The 23262-nt window shown below is 61.7% G+C and carries 13 protein-coding genes; 6 read left to right on the top strand and 7 right to left on the bottom strand.

Annotated features, from left to right (window positions below; all coding sequences use genetic code 11):
• The first annotated feature begins 49 nt into the window (after nt 1-49).
• Entirely contained in the window at nt 50-1027 is a 978-nt protein-coding gene (locus tag TERRO_RS06700) for a glycosyltransferase family 2 protein (protein WP_014785238.1), read from the top strand.
• Nucleotides 1028-1617: 590 nt separating this feature from the next.
• On the opposite strand, the gene TERRO_RS06705 is transcribed toward TERRO_RS06700, so the two are convergent.
• From TERRO_RS06705 to TERRO_RS06710, 3 genes are all read right to left on the bottom strand, one after another.
• The gene (locus TERRO_RS06705) at nt 1618-4194 is read right to left on the bottom strand and encodes a TonB-dependent receptor (RefSeq protein WP_014785239.1); all 2577 of its coding nucleotides are present in this window, start codon (nt 4192-4194) and stop codon (nt 1618-1620) included.
• 106 nt (nt 4195-4300) lie between these two features.
• Nucleotides 4301-4660, bottom strand: coding sequence for a hypothetical protein (locus tag TERRO_RS23080; RefSeq protein WP_157178279.1), 360 nt, complete (start codon nt 4658-4660; stop codon nt 4301-4303).
• 394 nt (nt 4661-5054) lie between these two features.
• Nucleotides 5055-6923 (bottom strand): APC family permease, encoded by a 1869-nt coding sequence (locus tag TERRO_RS06710; RefSeq protein ID WP_014785240.1) that lies wholly within the window; start codon nt 6921-6923, stop codon nt 5055-5057.
• 157 nt (nt 6924-7080) lie between these two features.
• Between TERRO_RS06710 and TERRO_RS06715 the strand changes: the two genes are divergently transcribed.
• The 3 genes from TERRO_RS06715 (at nt 7081) to phoU (ending at nt 10060) form a co-directional block, all read left to right on the top strand.
• On the top strand, nt 7081-7824 hold the full coding sequence (locus TERRO_RS06715; protein ID WP_157178280.1) for a winged helix-turn-helix domain-containing protein: 744 nt from the start codon (nt 7081-7083) through the stop codon (nt 7822-7824).
• Between the two features lie 12 nt (nt 7825-7836).
• Entirely contained in the window at nt 7837-9225 is a 1389-nt protein-coding gene (locus TERRO_RS06720; RefSeq protein ID WP_014785242.1) for a sensor histidine kinase, read from the top strand.
• A gap of 172 nt (nt 9226-9397) precedes the next feature.
• On the top strand, nt 9398-10060 hold the full coding sequence (phoU, locus tag TERRO_RS06725; RefSeq protein WP_014785243.1) for a phosphate signaling complex protein PhoU: 663 nt from the start codon (nt 9398-9400) through the stop codon (nt 10058-10060).
• Nucleotides 10061-10501: 441 nt separating this feature from the next.
• On the opposite strand, the gene TERRO_RS06730 is transcribed toward phoU, so the two are convergent.
• The 3 genes from TERRO_RS06730 to TERRO_RS06740 are packed head-to-tail and all read right to left on the bottom strand — an operon-like array spanning nt 10502 to nt 18135.
• Nucleotides 10502-14149 carry a UvrD-helicase domain-containing protein gene (locus TERRO_RS06730; protein ID WP_014785244.1) on the bottom strand — a complete coding sequence of 1216 codons (3648 nt, stop codon included), beginning with the start codon at nt 14147-14149 and terminating at the stop codon, nt 10502-10504.
• Nucleotides 14143-16899 (bottom strand): PD-(D/E)XK nuclease family protein, encoded by a 2757-nt coding sequence (locus TERRO_RS06735; RefSeq protein ID WP_014785245.1) that lies wholly within the window; start codon nt 16897-16899, stop codon nt 14143-14145. The genes TERRO_RS06730 and TERRO_RS06735 overlap by 7 nt, the downstream gene beginning before the upstream one ends.
• Before the next feature lie 18 nt (nt 16900-16917).
• A complete protein-coding gene (locus tag TERRO_RS06740) occupies nt 16918-18135 on the bottom strand; it encodes an MFS transporter (RefSeq protein ID WP_014785246.1) in 1218 nt (405 codons plus the stop codon).
• 74 nt (nt 18136-18209) lie between these two features.
• Here TERRO_RS06740 and TERRO_RS06745 point away from each other — a divergent pair, with 74 nt between their 5' ends.
• Complete coding sequence (locus tag TERRO_RS06745; RefSeq protein ID WP_245536235.1) at nt 18210-19106, top strand: SCO family protein; 897 nt, start codon at nt 18210-18212, stop codon at nt 19104-19106.
• Between the two features lie 89 nt (nt 19107-19195).
• Nucleotides 19196-21100 (top strand): ABC transporter ATP-binding protein, encoded by a 1905-nt coding sequence (locus TERRO_RS06750; protein WP_014785248.1) that lies wholly within the window; start codon nt 19196-19198, stop codon nt 21098-21100.
• Nucleotides 21101-21118: 18 nt separating this feature from the next.
• On the opposite strand, the gene TERRO_RS06755 is transcribed toward TERRO_RS06750, so the two are convergent.
• Complete coding sequence (locus tag TERRO_RS06755) at nt 21119-23227, bottom strand: S9 family peptidase (protein WP_014785249.1); 2109 nt, start codon at nt 23225-23227, stop codon at nt 21119-21121.
• Between the last annotated feature and the right edge of the window lie 35 nt (nt 23228-23262).

The following is a 23262-nucleotide window of genomic DNA, read 5'->3' on the forward strand; positions in this document are numbered from 1 at the left end:
GGCGCCATTTTCCCGGTCCGGGCATCCGCACGAGGCGTAAAATCGATGTGTGCCAAAGTATTCCATCGTCGTCCCGTTCCACAACGAGGAAGACAACGTAACTGCGCTTTATGACCGTGTCAAAGACGTCATGGAGCATGTAGGCGAAACCTTCGAGATGATCTTCGTCGACGACGGTTCGCGCGATCGAACCTACCGTCTCCTCGAAGAGATCGCCGCCGTCGACAGTCGCGTCCTCGTCATCAAGCTGCGCCGCAACTTCGGCCAGACCTCTGCGCTCGCCGCCGGCTTCGATCACGCCCAGGGCGACTTCGTCCTCGCCATGGACGGTGACCTGCAGCACGATCCGCGTGAGATCCCGGACTTCCTCGCCAAGCTCGAAGAGGGCTACGACGTCGTCAGCGGCTGGCGCGCACAGCGTGCCGATAACTTCGTCATGCGCCGCATCCCGTCACGCATCGCAAACTGGCTCATGGCCAAGCTCAGCGGCGTCGACATCCACGACTTCGGCACCACCTTCAAGGCCTACCGCCGCGAAGTCATTCAGAACATCCCGCTCTACGGCCAAATGCACCGCTTCATCCCGGCGCTGGCATCGTGGTACGGCGCATCCATCTGCGAGATCCCGATCTCGAACCCGCCACGCGTCGCCGGCAAGAGCCACTACGGCATCACCCGCACCTTCCGCGTCTTCTTCGATCTGCTGACCATTCGCTTCCTGCTGAAGTACATGATGCGGCCGCTCCACTTCTTCGGCAGCTTCGGCGCCATCAGCGTTCTAGCCGGTATCATCATGGCACTCTGGCTCGGCATCATGAAGCTGGTCACGCACGGCCACATGCTGCTCCAGCACGGCCCCTGGTTCATCATGGCCTCGGTGCTCATCCTCGCAGGCGTCCAGCTCATCGGTATCGGTCTGCTCGGCGAACTACAGGTGCGCCACTACCACTCGCCGCAACACCGCGCGCCCTACGCAGTCGAACGCATCGTTCGCCTCCGCTCTTCAGAAGAAACCATGCTCTCGTAACTTCCAAATCTCAAGAAATCAAAAAAGGCCGCGACAGATTCGCGGCCTTTCCTGTTAGCGCCCAGATACCCTCAACCGCCGTCATCCCGAGCAAAGCGAAGCACCCTGTCACACCTACCTCCAGCAGTGTCCGCTTGGAAGGGCACAGCTTCAGCTGTGCCGATACTGTCCTCATCGGGAGATGGGCTTTAGCCCCTGAGGTTCAGCTTTTTCTTCCTCCGGAACCGCCAGGAAAACCGGATCTCCCACTCATGACATCTCCGCCGTCATGAGTGGGGGTTGCAGGACACCCAACACAGACTGGCCACACGACAGCGGGCTGAAGGCCCGCGTTATCCCAGCCCAGGGCAAAGCCCTGGGTAAGGCCCGAAAAGATAGTCAGCGGGCTGAAGGCCCGCGCTAAGGCTCTCGCAAATATTCTTGGCAGCACCAAGCAGGGTGCCCCATTCGCAACATCTCCACCGTCATGAATGGGCAAGAGACCGCGCGGGAAGGGATCTTTCGGAGGGGCAGGGCTTCAGCCCTGCCATCATCCACCGCCCAAAAAACGGCTTTAGCCGCTGAGGGATTTCGCCTCAACGGCCACCACCCTAAAACGTCAATGCAATCTGCCCGGTCACCGTTCGCGGACTCACAAAGTGAGTTCCACTAAACGTCGACAGGAAGTTATAAAGCGCAACCTTGTTCGTCAGGTTCGTTCCAACAATCGAAACGTTCGTCTTATAACGATCCTTGTGCAGCACATTATCCCAACCCAGCTGCGCATCGAACAGCGTCCGCGGCGCCACACGGGGCGGGTTCTTGTCATCATTCTCCGTGCCCGGTGCGGGGATCTTGATCAGCGGCGACGACAGCAGATTCGCCGCGCAGCTCGTAATCGGAGCCGCCAGTGTCGCCTTCACATTGCCGCACTGCAACTGCATCTGCGCCTGCTGATCCGGCGTAAAGCCAAGCACCGCCGCAGCATCGGTCGCTGCACCCGCAACCATGCCGCTCTCGTACCGCCACGTCAGGCCCGCATACGGACCATGCTTGAACTGGTACTGGAAGTTACTCGACTGCTGAAACGCCTGGTCATGATCGATGCGGAATACGCTGCTGCTGTTGATAGTGGGATCGTTCGAAAGCACACCACCAACCTCCGGTCCGAAGAACCGCGAACGGGTATGTCCAATCGCCGAGTAGGCCGAGAAGCCGCGATAGTTAGGAATGCTTACCTTTACGCCCAGGCCGTCGATCTTCGACTTGGCCCACTGGATCGGGAACGCCAGCGGCGAGTTCAGCACCACGTCAAAGTCAAAGTCACGATCCGTGTACTTCCAGAAGTACTCGGCATTCACAACCACAAAGTGGCTGAAGGCCTGCTCAAAACCTGCATTGAACTGGTTACGCGCCGCCGGCTTCAACGGCACTGCCGTCAGCGGATCCGCAGCCGTACTCTGCAGCCCACCAACACCCGTGCTGCTGCTCACCAGTAGGTTCTCGTTATACGGCGTCAGGAAGAACATGCCATAGCCAAACCGGAAGACCGTACCGGTTGAGACAAGGTGGTAGCTCACGCCCAACCGCGGCTGCACCAGCGACCGGCGGCTCAGGCCGTTGTAGTTATCCGCACGTGCGCCAAGCTGCAGGTTCAGGTTGTGCCATGTGATGTTGTCCTCCACATAGGCCGCCTCCTGCTTGATGTCGGTCCGTCCATGGAAGCGATACAGCGCTCCACCGCGCGTCAGGTCATATGGTGCCAGCCCGGCGGCGTATCCATCGTTCGCAACATAGGCATTGCCCACGCCACACTGCGTCTGACTCGTAACCGCAGGATCCGTCACCGCATTGCCATCCGCATCGTTGCATGGGGCATTGAATGCCGCGCTCGTCACGCCCAGGCCAAAGCCCTCGGACAGGAACGTGTGATAAATCGTCGCTCCAGCCTTGATCGTGTGGATACCCTTCGTCACCGTGTAATTGGCCTTGAAACCAACGTTCTGCAGACGGCGCGACTGCGACAGCGTCACCGGCGAATCATCCAGGATGTCGTGGCTCGGGTAGTAGTGGAAGTTATCCTGCCGCAGATACGGCGACATGCTGAACAGGCTCGTCGCATTGATCGTGTGCGTCCACGACGGTGCAATGTTGAACGAGATAATCTTGCCGCGCTGATCCTGCGTCGGCTGGTCATACTGGTTCGGCTGCTGGAACCACGACCGCGAGAACGTCGTGTTCAACTGCAGCGCATCCTTGTCCGTCGGGTGCCAGTCCGCACGGTTGAAGATGTTCTGGTTATTGCCAACGTCATGCAAAGGCCGTAACTCGGGGCTATCCAGGTAACGCCCGCTACGAAAGCCATCGACAGAGAAGAAGTCGCCAACCTTCGCCCCACCCATGCCAAAGGCAATCGCGGGCGAGAACGTTCCAAAGGTGCCGTACCCCAGCGAAATCGTGCCCGTCGGCTTCAACTGCCCAAGGCCGCTACGCGTCGTCGTCTCCACCACCAGGCTCGTCTTGTCGCCATACTCGGCCGGCGCAATGCCGTTGATCACGTTTACGGACTGAATGATGTTCGGCGAAGGCTGGTTGCCGAAGACACGGCTCTGCTGATCGCTGATCGGCTGGCCATCGATCGCAAACGTCGTATCCGCATGCTCACCCAGCGGATGGAACAGACCGTTCGAATCCGACGCAATGCCCGGCGTGCTCAGCGTCACCAGTGACGACAGCGGCGACGAAGTACTCACCAGCGGCAGCTTCGAAAACAGGTCGCGGTCGATGGTGTTGGCCTGCTGCGCGCTGGTGTTCAGCACGTCCTCGGCCTCCACCGTGATCTCCTGCGAGGCCGCACCTACCGTCATTTTCAGATCCACGGTCGTCGCGGAACCGGTACGCACCTGCGCGTCGCCGCTTGCAGACGCAAATCCCGGAGCCGAAGCCTCCACGTGATATCGGTTGAACGGCATGTTCGGAAAGGTGTAGTGTCCCGCACCATCACTGGTCGCTGTGCGGCGCAGACCGCTGACCGGGTTCGTAATGATCACGGTCGCATTCGGAACGGCCGCGCCGGTCGTATCGGCGACGGTCCCGGTCACGGTTCCGGTATTACCCTGGGCGACGACGGACACACCGGCAAGTGCCGGTGAAAGAGCAAGCATGAAGGCAAATCGGCCCATGCGCATGTGTTGGTTCTCCTGATTGTTATTGCCAGCGGAGCAGTGCGAAAAACGCACCCTGCGGACTCATGTCGTCGCAAAAAACGCAACGGCAAGTCCGTACGACCCGGGGCTAAACAGTCGGCGGAGGCCGGCAGAAAAGGGAAGCGTGCCAACCGGTAACAGGGCCGGTCGGTGTAACGCGAAAGATTGGCCGTGGCCGGGCTGTGCGCGGAATGCCGAACGCAAAGACCGCCAGCGCAACAATCGTCGACAACGCCACGCAGAGCGCGCAGGCATCCGCTGAATCAGGCCCGGCAGGATCGCCCGCCTGGCTCAGCGTCAATCCCATGCCATGCAGCGAAGGTGCCGCCAGCGCGTCCGCGTGTCCCGCAGCAGTGTGACCAAACGAGAACATCAGCAGCAAAAGGCACAGTACCGCACAAGCCCGGCTGAATGCCGAGGACGAGCGGTCGCGCGCTGGAAGCTGCAAAATTCTCATTGGCTGAACCAATCCCAGATTACACACATCATCCCGACACACAAAAACCTGTCAAGCCCTGAATCGCATAACTCGTCTCATTACAACAAGATGCACTTGGCGGGTTTTATGGCGGAATTCCTTACAATAGAAGTAGACAGAAAGCAGGACTCAGTCCGTGACCGATGTCACGCCGGGTGCCCCATGTCTCGCTTCTGAGACATGGGTTTGTGGCACTTTGCTTGGCTGACAGGATGGGTTGAAGGCACTTTCACCGCTAAGTCCAATGGAATCAAATTTTTGCGGATAACCCCAATGGAATCAGATTTTTGCCAAAAAGGGAATCGTCAACTCCAGCAGAATCAATATTTTGCAGGAAAAGGGGGAGGGGGCACCCCCCTTCCCTCTAGCTCACATGGACGACCGGCCGCCGCTCCTGCTGCGGGATCGCCTTGCGAAGAACCTCTTGGGTCAGCGGAGCCGTGTCGCCCTCGCCCAGGAACAGGAACCGCATAATATTCACCGCCGGACTCACCTGCGTCCACCGGAAGTACACATGCGGCACCTTACCCGTCCGCCGCTCCAGGTAGATCAGCATCCCCGCGATCGAGTTCGCCACTACCGGACTCTTCGCACTCAGCACCCGATGCCGGCCCACCCGCCGGCCGGTCACACACAGCGTCTCGGAGAAGTCCGAAGCATCGCCGCGGATCACCTCAAAGAAGAACAAGCACTCTTCATCGCTCAGATTGTGGAAGTGTCGAACCTTCCAGTCCGCCACATCCAACAACTCGACCGAGTCGCCCATCTCCGGTCCGCGAGCAACCAGCCGAATAATCTGGTCCGCGTCCTCCGCCAGGATGGAGTCGGTTTCCTCGTCCAACTGCACGTCGCTGATGCGCAGCTCCGTCGAACGCAGCGCACGTGAGATAAACGATGACAGCAGGATGCAGCCAATAAAGATCGACGAGATCTTCAAGCCTTCCGGCCGCTCCACAATGTTCGCCAGCGTCGTGTAGGTAAAGATCGCGGTCGTGGCAATAAACGCCCAGCGCAGCTTCGTCTTCCAGACGCTCAGCATCACCGCAACCGAAGCCGAAGTAATCAGCACCAGCACGCCCGTAGCGTAAGCGCCGCCCTGCGCGTCAACGTCAGCGTTGAAGAGCAACGTAACCACCGTCGCAATGCCCATGAACACCAGCACCAGCGGCCGCGAAGCCCGCGCCCACTCCGGAGCCATACCGAACTTCGGCAGGTACCGCGGAATCAGGTTCAGCAGCCCTGCCATCGCGCTCGCGCCGGCAAAGCCCAGGATCAGGATCGTGCTGATGTCATAAGCCGTGCCAAGCACGTTGCCGGCATACTGATGCGCCAGCCAGGCCATCGCACGCCCATTCGCCTCGCCACCCTTGGCGAACTCCTTCGCCGGTATCAGCACCGTCGTGATCACGCTCGTCGCGATCAGGAAGACGCTCATGATGCCCGCAGCCGTCGCCAGCAGGCGCTTCGCGTTGCGGATGCGCTCTTCATCCGAATCCGCCTTGATCAGCGGCATCACGGCAACACCCGTCTCAAACCCCGACAGGCCCAGCGCCAGCTTCGGGAACAGCAGCAGCGACAACCCGATCATCACCGGAATGCTCTGATGCCGCTCGCCAATCGCCATCCGCCAGTGGTGCAACACCGACGGGTGCTTGATGATCTCCCAGAAACCCGCACAGACAACCACGGCATTCAGCACCAGGTAGCTGCCCACCAGCCACACCGCGACGCCAATCGCTTCCTTGAAACCCTTCAAAAAAATGCCGCTCAGAATCGTCAGGATCAGCAGCGTCACCACCATCTGGTGATCCATCCACGCCGGCATCAGCGGGTTATGGATCAGGTGGTTCGCGCCATCCGCCGCCGAGAGTGTCATCGTGATGACAAAGTCTGTCGTCGCAAACCCCAGCAACACCAGCACGAAGATCTTGCCGCCCCACGCCGGAAACAGCCGCTGCAACATCGCAACCGAGCCCTGACCGTACGGACTCGCCTTACAAACACGCCGATAGACCGGCAGCGCTGCGAACAGCGTCACCAGCACCAGCACCAGCGTAGCCACCGGCGAAAGCACACCCGCGGCCAGGAAGGCGATGCCAGGCTGATAACCCAGCGTCGAGAAGTAGTCGACGCCGGTCAGGCACATCACGCGCCACCAGGGATTCTGCGCCTCGTGTTCGACGTGCGGTGTCGGTACGCGCAGGTCGGCGAGCAGCCAGTCGGAAAATGTCATAAGTCTGTTCGGAGTCCTCGGCAGAGTATAAGGTTTGCTGGGCCCTCCGCCGCTTCTCGCCAACGATTCATGCGCCATTAGCATTCCAGGACTTGGAGTACGCTAGGCTGATGCGGAGGGTCGCATGCAGCGGGCCTGCCGAGGGGGATTGCCGCAAGTGAGTCAGACCATCTTTCTGCTGGAGGACGACGCCGATATCAGCAGGCTTGTCCGCTACCACCTGGAAGCTTCCGGCTTCACCGTGCAGTCCTTCGCCAACGCAGGCGAAGTTCTGCCCGCCGCCGAACGTAAGGCACCGTCGCTCTTCCTGCTCGACATCATGGTTCCCGGCGGCGATGGCCTCGATCTCTGCCGCCGGCTCCGTCTCAACGCCACACTCAGCAGTGTTCCCGTCATCTTCCTGACGGCACTCGCTACTGAGAGTGATCGCGTCCACGGCCTGGAACTGGGCGCAGACGACTACATCACCAAGCCCTTCGGCACCCGCGAACTGCTCGCCCGCGTCAAGGCTGTCCTGCGCCGCTTTGAGCGCCAGGAACCGGCCGAGACCCTGCGTGTCGGTGAAATCGAGATCGACGGCAGCGCCATGCAGTTGCGCGTACGCGGCGAACTCGTCACCACCACTGCCACCGAGTTCCGCCTGCTGGACTACCTCGCACGTCATCCCGGCCGCGTCTTCAGCCGGGACCAGCTCCTCGACGCCGTCTGGGGCGACGCTCGCTTCGTCACGCCGCGTTCGGTCGATGTCTACGTCCGCCGCATCCGCGAAAAAATCGAAGACGACGCAGAGGAGCCGCGCTACCTCAAGACCATGCGAGGCGCCGGATACCGGTTCGAACGTGCGGACAAGATCTCGCAGGTTCCGGCGGTCCCCACTGAAGCTGCCGTCGAACGCGCGTAGACTGCGGGCAGCGTGAGACGCTTCTTCAAGAATCCGCTGACGCTGGCCCTGGCGTGCTTTTCGCTCGGCGCGCTTCTGATCGTGCTGATTCCGCGGCACCCGGAACTCCGCTGGTTTGCAGTCGCTGTCTTCGCATCCGTCAGCCTCTCAGCAGGCATGGCACTGCGCCGGCAGTTCCGAATGCGTGCTGACTCCGCAGCACGGGCGGTCGCCGGCATCGTAGGACGTCATCAGAACTCAGCAGGTGCGCCGCTCGCACCCGTGCTCGACCTTCGCAACACGGTCGATGGCCGAGGCCCGGTCTTTGACCCGGTACTGCGTGCCGCTCGTGATGCCGCCGAGTACATCGCCACCGAACGCGCCCGTCTCGAACAGCGCGGCAATCAGCTCGAGGTTCTCCTCGAGGGCATGCCGGACGCCGTGCTCGGCGTTGACGCCGCAGGCCGCGCCCAGTGGAGCAACGGACAGATGCAACGGCTGATGGGCCGAGATACCGCGGGCGTCTCCGTGCGCCATGGACGCGCGCTCGTCCATACCTTCCGCGATCCGGCGCTTCTCGCTGCCGTCCAGAAGACACTCGACGAAGGCGTCACCTCCCAGTGCCGCAGCGAGTCGATCGTTGCAGGTCACATCTTCCAGGTGAACGCATCCCCGCTGCCCGGCGGCGGTGCCGTCGTCGTTCTGCACGACAACACGCAGGCAGAGCAGATGGAGCGCACACAGCGCGACTTCGTCGCCAACGTCTCGCATGAGCTGCGCACGCCGCTGACCTCAATCGTCGGCTACGTCGAGACCGTGCTGGACCACGAAACGCTCTCCGGTCCCGCACGCGAGTTCCTCGACACTGTGCTCAAGAATGCATCGCGCATGCATCGGCTGACAGAAGACCTCCTCCTGCTCACCCGCGTGGAACGTGCCGACAATCCTCTGGAACCCCAGCCTGTCGCCGCAGAACAGTTACTGCGCGACGCACTCAGCATGGTCTCCGGCTCAACCTACGCGGAGGGCGCGCGACTTGAGGTGGGCGGCAGCACAAGGCGCCTGGTAAGGGCCGACGAACACGCCATCCTTCAGGTGCTCGGAAACCTGATGGAAAACGCTGTGAAGTACTCCAGCGGCGGCGTCGAAAGCCCGCGAGTCATCGTCTCCGCCCGCGAGCTCGAAGGCGAGGTCGAGTTCTGCGTGCAGGACTTCGGTCCCGGCATCTCATCGGAACACCTGCCACGCATCTTCGAGCGGTTCTATCGCGTGGAAAAGGCACGTTCCAGGGCGACAGGAGGCACGGGCCTCGGACTCTCCATCGCACGCGACCTCATCCAGCAGCACGGCGGTCGCATCTGGGTGGAAAGCGCGCTGGGCGAGGGGAGTACCTTCCGATTCACCCTTCTGTTCGCTGATTGACAGTCTTTTCATCGGAATCCCGTAATCTAAAAGCACGATTTCGGGTGCAGTACGTAAGGCGTAAGACATAACGGCAAGTCATGTCTGCCGGTCGCACCATCTCACATTCCTGTACACAAACTCCGCAGCGCAGGGCGCGCACGGACGATGGATGCATCGAGGGGTTCGGATCATGAGGAAGCGGTTCCACCAATCTCTCGACGAACTGAAAGAGAAGCTGCTGGTCATGGCAGGCTTCTCAGAGCAGGCGATTCAGCGCGCCATTGAGGCCTATCGCACACGCGACGGCGAGATGGTCGAACTCGTGCGGAAATCGGAACCTTCAATCAATCGCCTGGAACGCGAGATCGACTCGACTGCACTAGACCTGCTCGCCACCGAACAGCCCATGGCCGTCGATCTCCGCTTCATCCTCTCCGTCATTCGTATCAACGCCGACCTCGAGCGCGTCGGCGACCTCGCCGTGAACATCGCCGTGCGCGTCGGTGAGACGAACGCTCTGCAGCCCGTCGATCTGCCCGTGGACATCCCGCGCTTGGGAACGCTCGCCGCAGCCATGATCCGCAAGGCACTGGAAGCCTTCATTGAAGGTGACGCCGAAATGGCTGAAAGCGTTCTGGCACTCGACGACGAAGTCGACCGTCTGAACTCGGCAGCCTTCCACGCCCTGTCCCGCGTCATCCGCGAGCAGCCCGCCGTCACAACTCAGGCCCTCAACGCCATGCTGATCGCCCGCAACCTCGAACGCGTCGGCGACCACGCCACCAACATCGCAGAAGATGTCATCTTCTGGGTGAAGGGCAACGACATCCGCCACAAGATGACTGCTGCCTGAAAAGCCCATCAGTGGGCTTTTTTCCAAGGCACAGCGCCTCAAGAGGCTGGGGCACATGCCTGTCTTTACCTCTCAGCAGCTTGCAGTAAGCGAGACATGAGACTGTGCCAACCCTTGCGCACGGAAGGCACGCGACTTCCTAGCCCAGGGCAAAGCCCTGGGTCAGAGAATGCTTCCCAGCACAGGGCAGCGCCCCGGGTCAGAGAATGGCAAGTCTTCGCGGGCTGTAGGCACACGACTTCCCAGCCCAGGGCAACGCCCTGGGTCGCAAAACACCGCACGCGTTCGCGGGCTGTAGGCACGCGACAAAATATCCGTGCGGCGCAACCGGCCACCTCGCGATCGCCATCCGCTGGAGCCGAATGCTCCGGGGGAGAGAAACCTCTCAACGCGTGGGTGGGAAATACCTCCTCCATCACGACGGAATCGCACGACATGCGCTTATCCAAACAGGCTGAACTGCCCCGTCCCGTTCGCTACAATCACGACCTCTGAGGACGCCACTTCGGAAGCCTCATACCTCCACGAAACCATCCGCCCCATCAACGGATAGAACAAAGCCAGCATCACCGGCGTGCCCGCCGGTAGCATCTGTAGCCGGATCGCCGCATACGCACGCAACTGCTGCTCGTACGCCACACGCTCCTCGGCAAGGAACGCATCCTGCTCCGCAGCCGCACGATCGGCCGTCTTGAAGTCCACGATCCAGAGCGTGTCATCTCCCGCAGCTCCCGGCTTACTGCCCGCGAAGAAGCTGCGATCAAGCCGCACACGGACCTCCTCCCCGCTCACGCCACTGCGCCACGCAGCTTCATTGGCCGCCATGCGATGCGGCAGCAGCAGCCACCGCCCGTCCTCACTACGGAGCATGTTCAGCAGGGCACGCTCCACGGTACCCGCAGCGCGTTCCACGGCTGCGGGCGGCAACCCACCGGACCGCAGCATCGCGTGAATCGCGGCAGACCATTGCGGTACCTCACGTTCCATACGACCCAGAGCATTGTTGGCCGCTTCGCCGGATCCAATCGACCCTGCCACCGCCTGTGACAGTCTCTCCACAAAAGCATGGATCGCATTGCCGACCGCACGCGCGCCAAACGTTCCCTGCGGCCGCACAAAGCGCTGGCGAGGTGCGAGCGCATCCGCGGAAAGGGAAGCAACTGCCGGCTGCGATGCGTGCAGGGATGCAATCGGATCCACGTGATCCGGCAGACGCTGGAACGATGGCAGATGGAAGACCTTCTCTTCTTCATCCTCGACGGCGATTGACGCCGCAAGGGCCAGCGCGCCTGTCTCGAAGGTGTCCTGCTCGTCGACCAGTGCAATGCCGCGCGTGGGCGCTTCCTCAACCGGAATACCCGCAGCCGTCTGGAACTCCAGCATCGCTGCGGGACGCGCCGCGCTCAGCAGCGTGCCCTTCACGACGATGGGCGATCCCTTCGAATCGGCCATCGGAGCCCCATACAGATGCAGTGAAACGCGCGCACGCGTCGCAGCAACGTAGAACAGCCGCTTCAACTCCAGGTAAACACGCTCGCGCCGTCGCTTCCGGATGTACTGCAGCACGGCCTCGGCCTGGCCGCCCTTCGCCGGCAATGGTGCCAGCAGGACATCGTCCGAGTTGGCAATCTCCAGCCACTCCAGTGCCGTGAACGCATCGCGTCCCGCAGGACGATGCAGTCCCGGCACAATCACCAGGTCCCACTCCAAACCCTTGGCGCGATGGACGGTCATGATGTCGACAGCGTTCGCAGCATGCCCAGCCTGAGCGAACAACCGCTCCACACGTCGGTTCAGCGAAGGCAGTGTGACCGCTTCGCCATCCGCCTCCATGGCATCCAGCACACGCAGGAACTGCCGGACGTTCTCGCGGCCAACATCGTCCGTACACAGGTCACCGCCCAGCGAACGCCACGTGCGATCCACCCGATCCGCCAGCGCTGCGGTCCCCGCATGACGCACGGCGCCGTCCATCACATCCAGCGTGCGAAGAACGCGGGCTCCCGCAGCTCCAGGAAGCATGGCCGCACGTTCGCGCAGCCGCAGCCGCAGCGCCTCGCTCCTGTGTTGCCGGTCGTCCCCGGCAACCAGAGTGTGCAGATGCGCCAGTTCAACCCCGCACCACGGCGCACGCAGCAGCGCCACCCAGGCGACGCGATCCGCCGGATGCAGCAGGGCACGCGTCACCGCCATGATGTCCAGCACCTCCTGACGCTCCGCCAGGCTCTCGAGATCGACAGCACGGTAGGGAACACCAACCTTGCGCAACGCCTTCGCAATCTCCGTGACATGCGTTCGCGCACGCGTCAGCACGGCAACGCTCGAGGATTCGCCCTTCTCCGCACGCCACCGCAGAATCGTCGACGCAATCGCGCGAGCCTCTTCCCGAACAGCCCTGCGCCGAACGCGCCGATTCTCCATCAGGCCATCGCCCGGCGGAACCGCCTTCAGATGCCACTGCGCACCGTCCCCGTCCACGGGATCCTTCGCAGCCGTCGCCGGGTGGAACTCCACATCACCCTCCAACGGATGGTGCTCCGGGAAGATGCGAGTGAAGGCACCATTCAACTCATCGACCAGCGTGCGCGTAGACCGGAAGTTGCTCGACAGCCGCAGCACATTCAGTCCGATCTCACCCAGCAGCCCCGTCGTCATGCAACGCTGAAAGCGATCCACGCGCGCCTGGCGGAACAGGTAGATCGACTGCTTCGGATCGCCAACCAGGCAGACCGTCTGGCTCGCCCCGTCCCAACCCGACGTCAACGTCTGCAGCAACTCATACTGACCCGACGAGGTGTCCTGCATCTCGTCCACCAGCAGGTGTCGCAGCGGAGCGCCAAGCGCGCTCTGCGCCTCAAAGGCGTTCTCCTTCAGCGCGGTCCGTGCCGCCAGCGCGACCTCGGTGAAGTCGCAGACACCCTCGCGAGCGAAGAGCAGTTGCAGTTCCACCAGGGCGCGTTCGAGCAGGCGGAAGAGTGCCTTCGCGACCTCCCACTGCTCTCTCGGATACACCGCACCCTCGAAGCCGCGGACCGTGTTCAGCAGATCTTTCAATTCGTCTGACTGAATCGATTCAATCAGATCCTTCAATCGCGCTTTTGCCTTCGTTTCGATGACCGCATACACGTGATTTGTGTTGTGCGAAGCACGCCAGCCATCCTTCGTCAGAAGCGCATGCGCGATCGCTTTCCAATACCGCAACTGGTCCGGACCACACCCCGGAGGCAGCGGCATACCGCCACACTCACGGAAGGGATGCGGGTAGTCTTTGTACCCATCCGCATACGCAAGTTGTTCCGTAATTGCTGCGATTTCCAGCAAAGACTCCTCATCAAACGAGTCGCGCAGCTCTTCCATCGCACCACAAACCACGCGCTCCAGTGAAGCGTTCAAGCGCGGCAGCGTGACCTGCTCCAGATGCTCTTCGGTAAGCTGTTCGCCCAGCGGAATCAGGCTGCCCCACTGCTCGCGCGTACCAAGCATCTCCGCCAAAACTCTCTCGCAGAACAACAAGTCGCCATCGCGATGCAGCAACACCGTCCGCACCGCTGCATTCAACGGCTCATCGTTTCCGCCGAATTGCATCATCACAACCCGCGCCGCACGCGCATACAAAGGCCGTGCATCCTGCACAGGCCGAGTCACGCCCGCTTCACCCGAAAGCAGAGGAAGCGAGCGCGCGATCTCTCCGCAGAGTGAATCGATGGTGCGGATGTTCAGCCGCTGCGGCCGTTGCAGCAAGCGCCACCCACGTTCCGCATCACGCGCCAGCACAGCTTCTGCAAGCTCTTTCGTCAGCCGCGCAAAGTCACCGTCGTCCTTGGCAGAGCCGTCTGCCGTGGCGCTCAGCGCACCCAGCACGCGCTCCTGCATCTCTGCGGTGGCCTTGTTGGTAAAGGTCAACGCAAGCACCTGAGCAGGCTCGTCGACGGTGGCCAGTAGCTTCAGAAAACGCTGAATCAGCAAGCCGGTCTTGCCGCTGCCTGCGGGCGCTTCCACGATGCACGAAGTGGTGATGTCCAGCGCCGCCGAGCGTTCCGATGCGTCACTCATCTCTTCGCGATCGGAGACAGGGAACTCGATTACCATGCGGGCGCCTCGTCTTCCTCTTCTGTCAGGTCGTCGTCGGGCTCCAGTTGCGTCAGGTCCAGTCTGCAGATGGGGCGGCTCGCGCAGTGCTTGCATGTGATGAGGTGATCCTTGGGATCGACTGCGGCCTCACCGTTCGCGTAGGCCTCGGCCAGCCGCTGCAGATCACGCCGCCACTCCTCCATGCGTTCGTCGAAGGAGAGATCGCGTTTCGTCCGCGTGGCAGGGCCGATCATGCCGGCGCGCTCGGCCATCTCGTCGAACTTCATGCCATCCTTCTGCACGCGGACACTGCCAAAGGCGATGCCACGCACATCGTCGATGCCGCCCGCAATGGCGTACACCGGCAGTTGCGGCGCTTCAAGGCGGTCGCCGATCCAGTCCTTGCGCTCCGCGACGCCGGTCTTGTAATCGATCAGGACGGTTGCTCCCGTGCCTTCCTCTTCACTGCCCACGCGGTCGATGCGATCCACGCGCATGTCCACGCGTAACGGCCCAACCTGAGCGCCGGGAACCTTCAACTCCGTATGCAGAACGGTAAAAGGTGGTCGCTGCGCCTCCACGTCAAGCCATGAGGAGAGCAGCTTGAAGAGGCGCTCGCGCTGTACCTGGAGATAGGCCGCGTCCCACTGATTCGCAGGAGTTTTTTCGAAGGCCTTTTCGATGCAGCTCTGCAGAAGGGCATCGCGTTTGCGGTCGCCGGTCGCATCTTTCCTGCTGATCCGGATCAGTTCCGCCTGCGTCTTTACGGTGTCCCAAAAGGCCTGCAGTGCGGTGTGTACCTGCTCGCCGCGATCGCGCGGGGAGAGGCCTGCGTCGATCGTTTCAAGCTCGCGTACGAACAAACGTCCCTCAGCAAAGGCACGAAAGCCGCACTGGGCCTGGGCCGTCAGGACACTGACACCGCCCGCTGCCACACCTGCGGGCAGCGGCGGCAGGGGCATGGTGTCTTCTACGGACTCGATCTGGGCTGGTGCCTCAGCAGCCTCGTCGACTGTAGCGAATTCGAAGACGATGCCGGGCATCGCTTCTACGAGCGGTGAGGATCTGCGGTGGCCTTCTGCTGCGCTGGACGCGTAGCTGAAGGTCGTCCTGGATGCCGAGCGCACGCAGCGCATCATCGCCTCGCGGGCTTCGTCTTCGTCTCGGTCTGCCTCGCTGCCGGGCATGCCCAGCGACCGTTGCAGAGCGGACGGCAGCAACGGATGCATGGCCCTCCGTGGCGGCCATGTTGCGTCGTCGGCGTGCAGGAACCAGAGCGCATCCGCAGTGTTGCCCGCGGCCTCAGTGATGCTCATCACCTGGATGGGGGCGCCGGTATTCTCGGGTGCGAAGAGTGTCTCGCGGGCGAGGTCGGTGAGGTCGTCGAGAAAGTTCGCGAAGGTCGTTCGCCCGCCCAGCAGGTCCAAGGTGGAGAGCCGATCCAGCGCCTCCTCCCACCGATCGATGGCCTGGTACTCGGTGCTCGATAGTTCCTGAACGCCAGGCCAGCCGGCACGCTGCAATAGCTTCCGGCTCTCATCTGCAAAGTAAGCGTGAGAGTTGCGCGTACTGTCCAGCGGGCGCGCGGCTGAAGCTATTCCGCGCAGTGCCCCTGCGGTGTCTGCGTCGCGCTTGAACAGGATTGATGCAGCTTCGGCGAGCGACACCTCCGCACGCAGCAGGTCTGCCGAGGCATCACGCAGGACAAAGGCATCCAGCTCAGCACCGCGTTCTGGCGAAGGTGCGACGGACAGGTTCGGACTGCACAGGACTGCGCCTGCATCAGGGACAGGTATCGAGCCCGCACACCAGCGAAGGAGCCGCAGTGCATCAGCGACCATGGCCACCTGGGACAGTGGACGCCCCGTTGAGAACTCGTACGGCGCAGGACGGACCGACGCGGTGACATCCGCCAGCGCCGGCGCAGCAGCAGACCGCAGGGCGCGCTCGAGTTCGGGCCGCGTGGTTTCAAGGTCCGGTACAAGGATCGCCACGCGCTCGCCGTCAGCGAGTGCTTCGCGGGCCCATGCACTGCATGCCTGCAACTCATCGTCCGGGCTTCCGCAGGCGAGCAGGCGCGGAGATGCGGCCTGGTTACGTGATGGTGCAACGTGCTGCAGCAGCGATCCTGCCTGCTGTAAAGCGTCGGTGACGACGCGCTGTGCTGGAGTCAGTCGATCGAAACCGTACAGGATGTATTCGTCTGCCGCGGTCATCCTGCCGTCGCGCAACAACCCCGCGATTTCGGTATCCAGATGCGAGGTGGGAAGCAGACCCTCTGCGGCGCACAGGTCTGTGAAGCGTGCGTACCAGTTGGCGAATGTGGCTGTGTCGGAGAACACATCCTGCGTGGTGATCCGTCCGAAACGGTTCGCAGTGTCGAAGGCGCCCAGGAGACGCAGAGCGCCCGAGCACAGCCGCGCCTGCGAGACGAGCGGCCGCAGACTCTGCGTGGCGTCCTGCTGCAGCACACGCTGCCACACGGCGCGTTCCTGCAGGTCGTTCAAGAGGACACGGGTCTCACTTCCAGCGATCAGTGCGGACTGCCAGAGCGAGGTGGTCCACGCGCTCCAGGTCAGGACGTTTGCCGGTTGCCATGCGAGCAGGCCCTCGGCGCGCCGCGCATCGTCAAATTGTGCTGCGAGTCGCCGGGCGGTGCGCAGATTCGGCGTCAGGACGAAGGCGCCGCGCTTGAGTGCAGCGTCGATCCGCAGGGAAAGATGAACCGAGCCAGCCGGCTGTGGTTGGGTTGCGGGGCGGTCGGACATTCTCTTTTTATACGCCTTTTATGCGTGCTGGATTTCGGTTGCAGGCAGCGGTTCACTGCGGCGGAAGCTGAGCGCAAAGAGCAGCAGCAGGCCACACAACGGGACCAGCAGCGCGATCCGCAGGGAGCCCGAAGCACGCGACACCGTGCCCAGCAGCAGGGGCAGCGTTGCAGCGCCGATTCCGGAGACGGCGATGATGGTGCCAACCTCGCCGGCAGCTGCGCCTTCGCCCAGCATGGCTGACAACACCAGCGGGAACCAGGGGGCAAGCGCCACTCCCAGGAGTCCTGCGATCAGTGTGATGGCAGCGGCGCCGTTGGCGCGGCTAAGCATTGCGGTGAGTGCGGTCGCTGTCAGCAGAGTTGAAATGAGGAGAGTCCGCTCTCGCATCACTTTCAACAGCAACGGCGCGAGCGCGCGGCCTGAGGTGATGCCGATCCACAGAGCGGACTCGCCCAGCGCACTGATTTGCAACGCGCCCGAACCGTACCGCGTGCCGAAGGTGGTAATCCATCCACCAATGCACGTCTCGACCCCGCCATACAGCAGGAGGAGAAAGCCGAAGTACACAAAGGCGACCTTCGGCAGACCGCGCCGTATCGCGCCACGCGCCATGGCAACTCGGGCCGGACCAAAACCTCGCGCATTAACAATCGAAGCCAAGCATGCCGAAGCGAAGATGGCAGCGGCACAGACCAGCAGCGCACCCAGACGGACGTGCGGAAGCAGGCTGCCGAGCAGGAACGGCGCACAGACTGCGCCGAGGCTCCAACTCAAGTTGACAAGCGACAGCGCCGATCCGCGGCTGGTGGCGAAGCGCTGCGACGCCAGCAGGTTGACTGCGGTCAACATCTGCCCGACGCCAAAGCCCAGCGGCAGCAGTGCCGCCGCATCCCAAAGCAATGATGCGTGCAACAGCGCGCAAGCTCCGAGCAGGGCAAAGCCAAAGGTGGCGGCGGCTGAGCCGCGGATGAGTGAAAACCAGAGACGGCTGGATGTGGTGACGCCGCCGAAGAATGCGCCCACAAACTGTGCGGTGAAGAAGAGGCCACTGCCGCTGTCGGAGGCGTGTGCACTAGCGGCCAGCACGGGCAGGGTGGGGCCTAAAAAAACTGTGCCGAAGCCGGCAAGCAACATGCAGACATGGAGAAGCGCCAGATTGGGCGATGCACCTGCCGCTATTTCGGCCGACGTTTGATCGGACGCCGTGGTCCGTTCGTCGGGGATCTGACCCATGTTGCCTCCGTGGCTCGTCGGCGCAGAAGGTTGCGCTCGCCGGCCAAGTCTCCATGGCAAAGTATCATGGAGTTATGAGTCGTATGGGACAAAGGTGTTGCGCCGCCTCGCTGCTGTGCTTCTGCGGGCTGCTTGCCGGCTGCCGCAAACCTACGGAGACGATCGCGAAAACGACGCGGGAGTTCAAGGTCAAAGGCAAGATCGTCGCCACGGATCCCGCGCATTCAGAGATCACCCTGGATCACGAGGCTATCCCCGGCCTGATGGAAGCGATGACCATGCCGTACAAGGTGGCTCGCCCAGAGATCGTGGAGGAATTGCACCCCGGCGACGTGATCCGGGCCCGCCTGCTTGCAGACCAGACGAGTGATGGCGACTACACGAATTCGAAGCTGGACCAGATCGCCGTTATTGGGCAGGCCAAGCCGGATTTCAAGCCGAAGAGCAACTACCACGCGCCGAATCCCGGCGATGTGATGCCCGACTTTGCGCTGACCGACCAGGATGGTAAGTCCATCCATACAAGCCAGTTCAAGGGCAAGGCACTTCTGATCACATTTATCTACACGCGCTGCCCCATCGATGACTTCTGCCCGAAGATGAGCCGTAATTTCGCAGCAATTTCGAAATCGCTGGCTGCGGATCGTGCGCTGTATGACGGCACGCACATGTTGTCGATCTCGTTTGACCCTGCTTTTGACAAGCCTTCTGTCCTGCGCGCGTATGGCAAGACCTACACGGGCGCTGCGGGATTTGCGCACTGGCAGTTTGCTGCGCCAACGGCTGCCGCGCTGCCTGACGTGGAGAAGTACTTTAATGTGGGCGCGACTCCTGAGAGTGATGGATCGCTGACCCACTCGTTATCCACGGTCCTGATCGATCCGACGGGCAAGGTCGCAGCCTGGTACCCCGGCAGCGAATGGAAGCCGGAAGAGGTTGTGGCAAAGATCCGGTCCATGCCACGCGGGTAACGGTATGAATAAGAATTTCATCGCGGAGTTTCTACCGCGCATCTAGAGAATCGCAAACAGATACATGGCCCGGGGAGGGCAGGAACATCATGGGATCGTTCGGACCCTCAATGTCGGGCGGTCATTCGACCCGCAGCATGGAGCGCACAGCGCGTAATCCATCGCGCTCCATCTCAGCAGAACTGACGCAGAAGAAGCCGAAGCCACCGTTGAAAAAGGTATGGCCTGAGGTGAAGAAGCTGGTGAAGCCTCGCCTGCCGCTGCTGGGCGTGAGTCTGCTGGTACTCATCATCAATCGTGCCTGCGGTCTGGTCCTGCCAGCCTCAACGAAGTACTTGATCGACGACGTCATGCGGCAGCATCACGCCGCGCTGTTGCCGCGGATCGTTGGCATGGTGGTTACTGCAACCATCCTGCAGGGCCTGACGACGTTTGCGTTGACGCAAATGTTGTCGAAGGCGGGGCAGCGCCTGATCACGGAGATGCGCACGCAGGTGCAGTCGCACATCGGCCGGCTGCCGGTTGCGTACTACGATGCCAACCGTTCGGGCACGCTGGTGGCGCGCATCATGTCGGATGTCGAAGGTGTCCGCAACATCATCGGCACGGGCCTTGTGGACTTCCTGGGCGGCCTGATGACTGCGATCTTCGCGTTCATCTACCTGATCCGCCTTTCGACGCAGATGACGCTTCTGACCTTTGGCGTGCTGGTGCTGTTTGGTGGCGTGATGGCCCGCGCCTTCAAGACCATCCGGCCGATCTTCCGTGCACGCGCCATCATCAACGCCGAGGTGACCGGTCGCCTGACAGAATCGCTGGGCGGCGTCCGCGTAGTGAAGGGCTACCACGCTGAGGCCAGCGAAGCGAAGGTGTTTGCAGACGGTGCGCAGCGCCTGCTGAAGAATGTGATCAGTACTCTCACGGCGCAGTCGATCATGGCACTGTCGTCCACAGCGGTGATGGGTATCGTAGGCGCTCTGGTAATGTATCTCGGCGCGCGCCAGGTTTTGGCCGGCACCCTGACGACCGGCGGTTACGTGACGTATACGATGTTTCTCGCGTTCATGATCGCGCCACTAATGAGCCTGGTAAACATTGGCACGCAGATCACCGAAGCACTCGCCGGACTGGATCGTACCGCGGAGATCCTGAACGAGCGGGAAGAAGATGCGTATCCGAAGCGCACCGTCGTTCTGCCGCCCATCGCGGGTGATGTGGTCTTCGACAATGTGATGTTCGAATACGATCCGGGCAAGCCGGTTCTGCATGGTGTGAGCTTTGAAGCAAGGCCGGATACCGTGACCGCTTTGGTCGGTTCGTCAGGATCGGGTAAGTCAACGATCATCTCGCTGGTCTGCGCCTTTCACGATGCGACGACCGGCAAGGTGCTGGTGGATGGCATTGATCTGTCGACGGTGCAGCTCGCGTCGTATCGCTCACAGCTTGGCGTGGTGTTGCAGGAGACGTTCCTGTTCGACGGAACGATTCGCGACAACGTGGTCTTCTCGCGTCCGGATGCAACCGAAGAGCAGTTGATGGAGGCCTGCCGCATTGCACGTGTGGATGAGTTTGTGGAGCGCTTCGAACTCGGCTATGACACCATTGTGGGCGAGCGCGGTGTGAAGCTATCCGGCGGCCAGCGGCAGCGGCTATCGATTGCGCGCGCGATCCTTGCCGATCCACGCATCCTGATCCTGGATGAAGCGACGAGCTCGCTCGACTCTGAGAGCGAAGCGATGATTCAGCAGGGCTTGAATCACCTGATGACCGGCCGGACGACGTTCGTCATTGCGCATCGTCTGAGCACGATTCGTAACGCCGATCAAATCCTGGTGATCGAGGGCGGCAACATCGTCGAACGCGGTACACACACCACACTGTTTGCGTTGCGCGGCCGCTATCGCGAACTGTATGACCGGCAGCACGGACTCGAGAGCAATCTATTCCTCGCTCCGGGTGAGGGCGACAAACTGGTGGAACCGGCGGCTGTTTAGGTACAGCCGCCGCACCCCTTACGCCAGTCCAAGCTCACGCAGGACGAAGGCGTAATCCATGGCGATCTCGCGCAGGTAGTCGTAGCGACCGGATGCTCCACCATGTCCTGCGTCCATGTTGGTGTGGAGCAGCAGTGGAGCGTCGTTGTTTGTCTTCAGCGTGCGCAGTTTGGCGACGAACTTTGCGGGTTCCCAGTACATGACCTGCGAGTCGTTGAGGCTCGTCTTGACCAGCGTGGCCGGGTAGATGCCAGGCTGAAGGTTGTCGTAGGGCGAGTAGCTCCGCATGTAGCCGAACGCCTCCGCTTCGTTGGGATTGCCCCACTCCTCGTATTCAGCGACGGTCAACGGCAGCGACGCGTCGAGCATGGTGTTCATCACGTCCACGAACGGCACATGAGAGAGAACGATGCGGAAGAGATCGGGCCTCAGGTTAACGACTGCGCCCATCAGCAGACCGCCAGCACTGCCGCCTTCGATGATTACCTCATCCTTGGCGCCGTACTTCTCTACGATCAGATGCTCCGTCACTTCGATGAAGTCGGTGAAGGTGTTGCGCTTCACCATCATTTTGCCGTCGTCGTGCCATGCATCGCCCAGGTCGCCACCGCCGCGGATATGCGCATAAGCCATCACGATGCCGCGGTCCAGCAACGATAGTCTGCTGGTGCCAAATCCTACGGGCAGGGCGTAGCCGTAGGAGCCGTAGCCGTATACATACAGCGGATTCGTACCGTCTCTCTTGAATGAGTCACGCCGATAGACCAATGACACCGGCACGCGAACACCATCGCTGGCCGTCGCCCAGAGACGCTCGGAGGCATACAATTCGCGGTCGAAACCACCGGGTACCTCCTGCTGTTTCAAGAGCGTCGACTCGCCGGTCGCAACGTCGTATTCGTAGACCGACGCGGGTGTCACCAGCGATTGATAGCTGTAACGCAGCGTGGTCGCGTCGAAGTTGCGATTGACGTGCAGGCCTGCGCTGTAACTTGGTTCCGGGAAGGCTACCGTCTTGAAGTCTTTGGAGAGCGTGTTGTTCTCGAAGCGGAAGACACGCATCCGGTCCAATCCCTGAACGATCTCGGACGCAACGGCAAAGTGCTGGAAGACCTCGAAGTCATCCAGCGGGATGTCCTTGCTCTCGGGGAGCAGTTCGGTCCAGTGATCACGGTCCGGCGTCGCAACCGGTGCTGTTACAACGCGGAAGTTCTTGCCCGTGTCGTTCGCGCGAATGTAGAAGAAGCCGTCTCGATGGTCAGGATAGTACTCCTGGTCGGGGACGCGTTCGGCCAGCAGTTGGAACTCTGCGGTTGGTGTCGCAGCATCGACGAAGCGGTATTCCGAAGTTGTGTGGCTACCAACTTCGAGGAACAGATACTTGCGATCACGCGAACGGCCAACACCCACGTTGAAGCGCTCGTCCTTCTCCTCGAAGATGAGGACGTCAGCATCCGCAGCCGTGCCGAGCGTATGGCGCAGCACGCGGTCCTGCCGCTTGGTCTGTTCGTCTTCCACGGTATAGAAGATGGTCTTCGCATCAGGCGTCCAGACCAGCGAACCGACGCGCTGCGCGGTATCGGGCAGCACATCGCCGGTACGCAGATCCTTCACATGCAGTGTGTACTGGCGGAAGCCGGTCTCGTCAGTGGTGTAGGCCAGCAGGTTGCCGTCAGGGCTGACGCTAAGCGCTCCCAGCGCCATGAACGGTTTACCCTCAGCAAGCTTGTTCACATCCAGCAGGGCTTCTTCCGGAGCGCTCGCGTCATAGCTGCGGTCCGCAGCGGCGCGGCGCCGGCAGTGGATTGCGTACTGCGAACCCTCAACAGTGTGCGTGAGGTAAAACCAGTCACCATCGCGATAGGGAACCGACGTGTCGGTCTCCTTGATGTGCGAGAGCATTTCGCGGTAGAGCTTCTCCTGCAGGTCTTTCGTCGGCGCCATCACTGCGTCGGTGTAATCGTTCTCGGCAGAGAGGTACGCAAGGACCTCTTCAGACTCCTTCTCACGTAGCCAGAAGTAGTCGTCCTCGAGCGTGTGCCCATGTAGATGCGTGGGGTGCGGGACCTGCTTCGCGGTGGGTGGCTGAACGGTTGCGGCGACTGCGGCGAGTAAAGGGCTGATCATCTCCCTCAGAATACAAACTCCTGCACGGGTGCGAT

The organism is Terriglobus roseus DSM 18391, assembly GCF_000265425.1.
Classification (GTDB): domain Bacteria; phylum Acidobacteriota; class Terriglobia; order Terriglobales; family Acidobacteriaceae; genus Terriglobus; species Terriglobus roseus.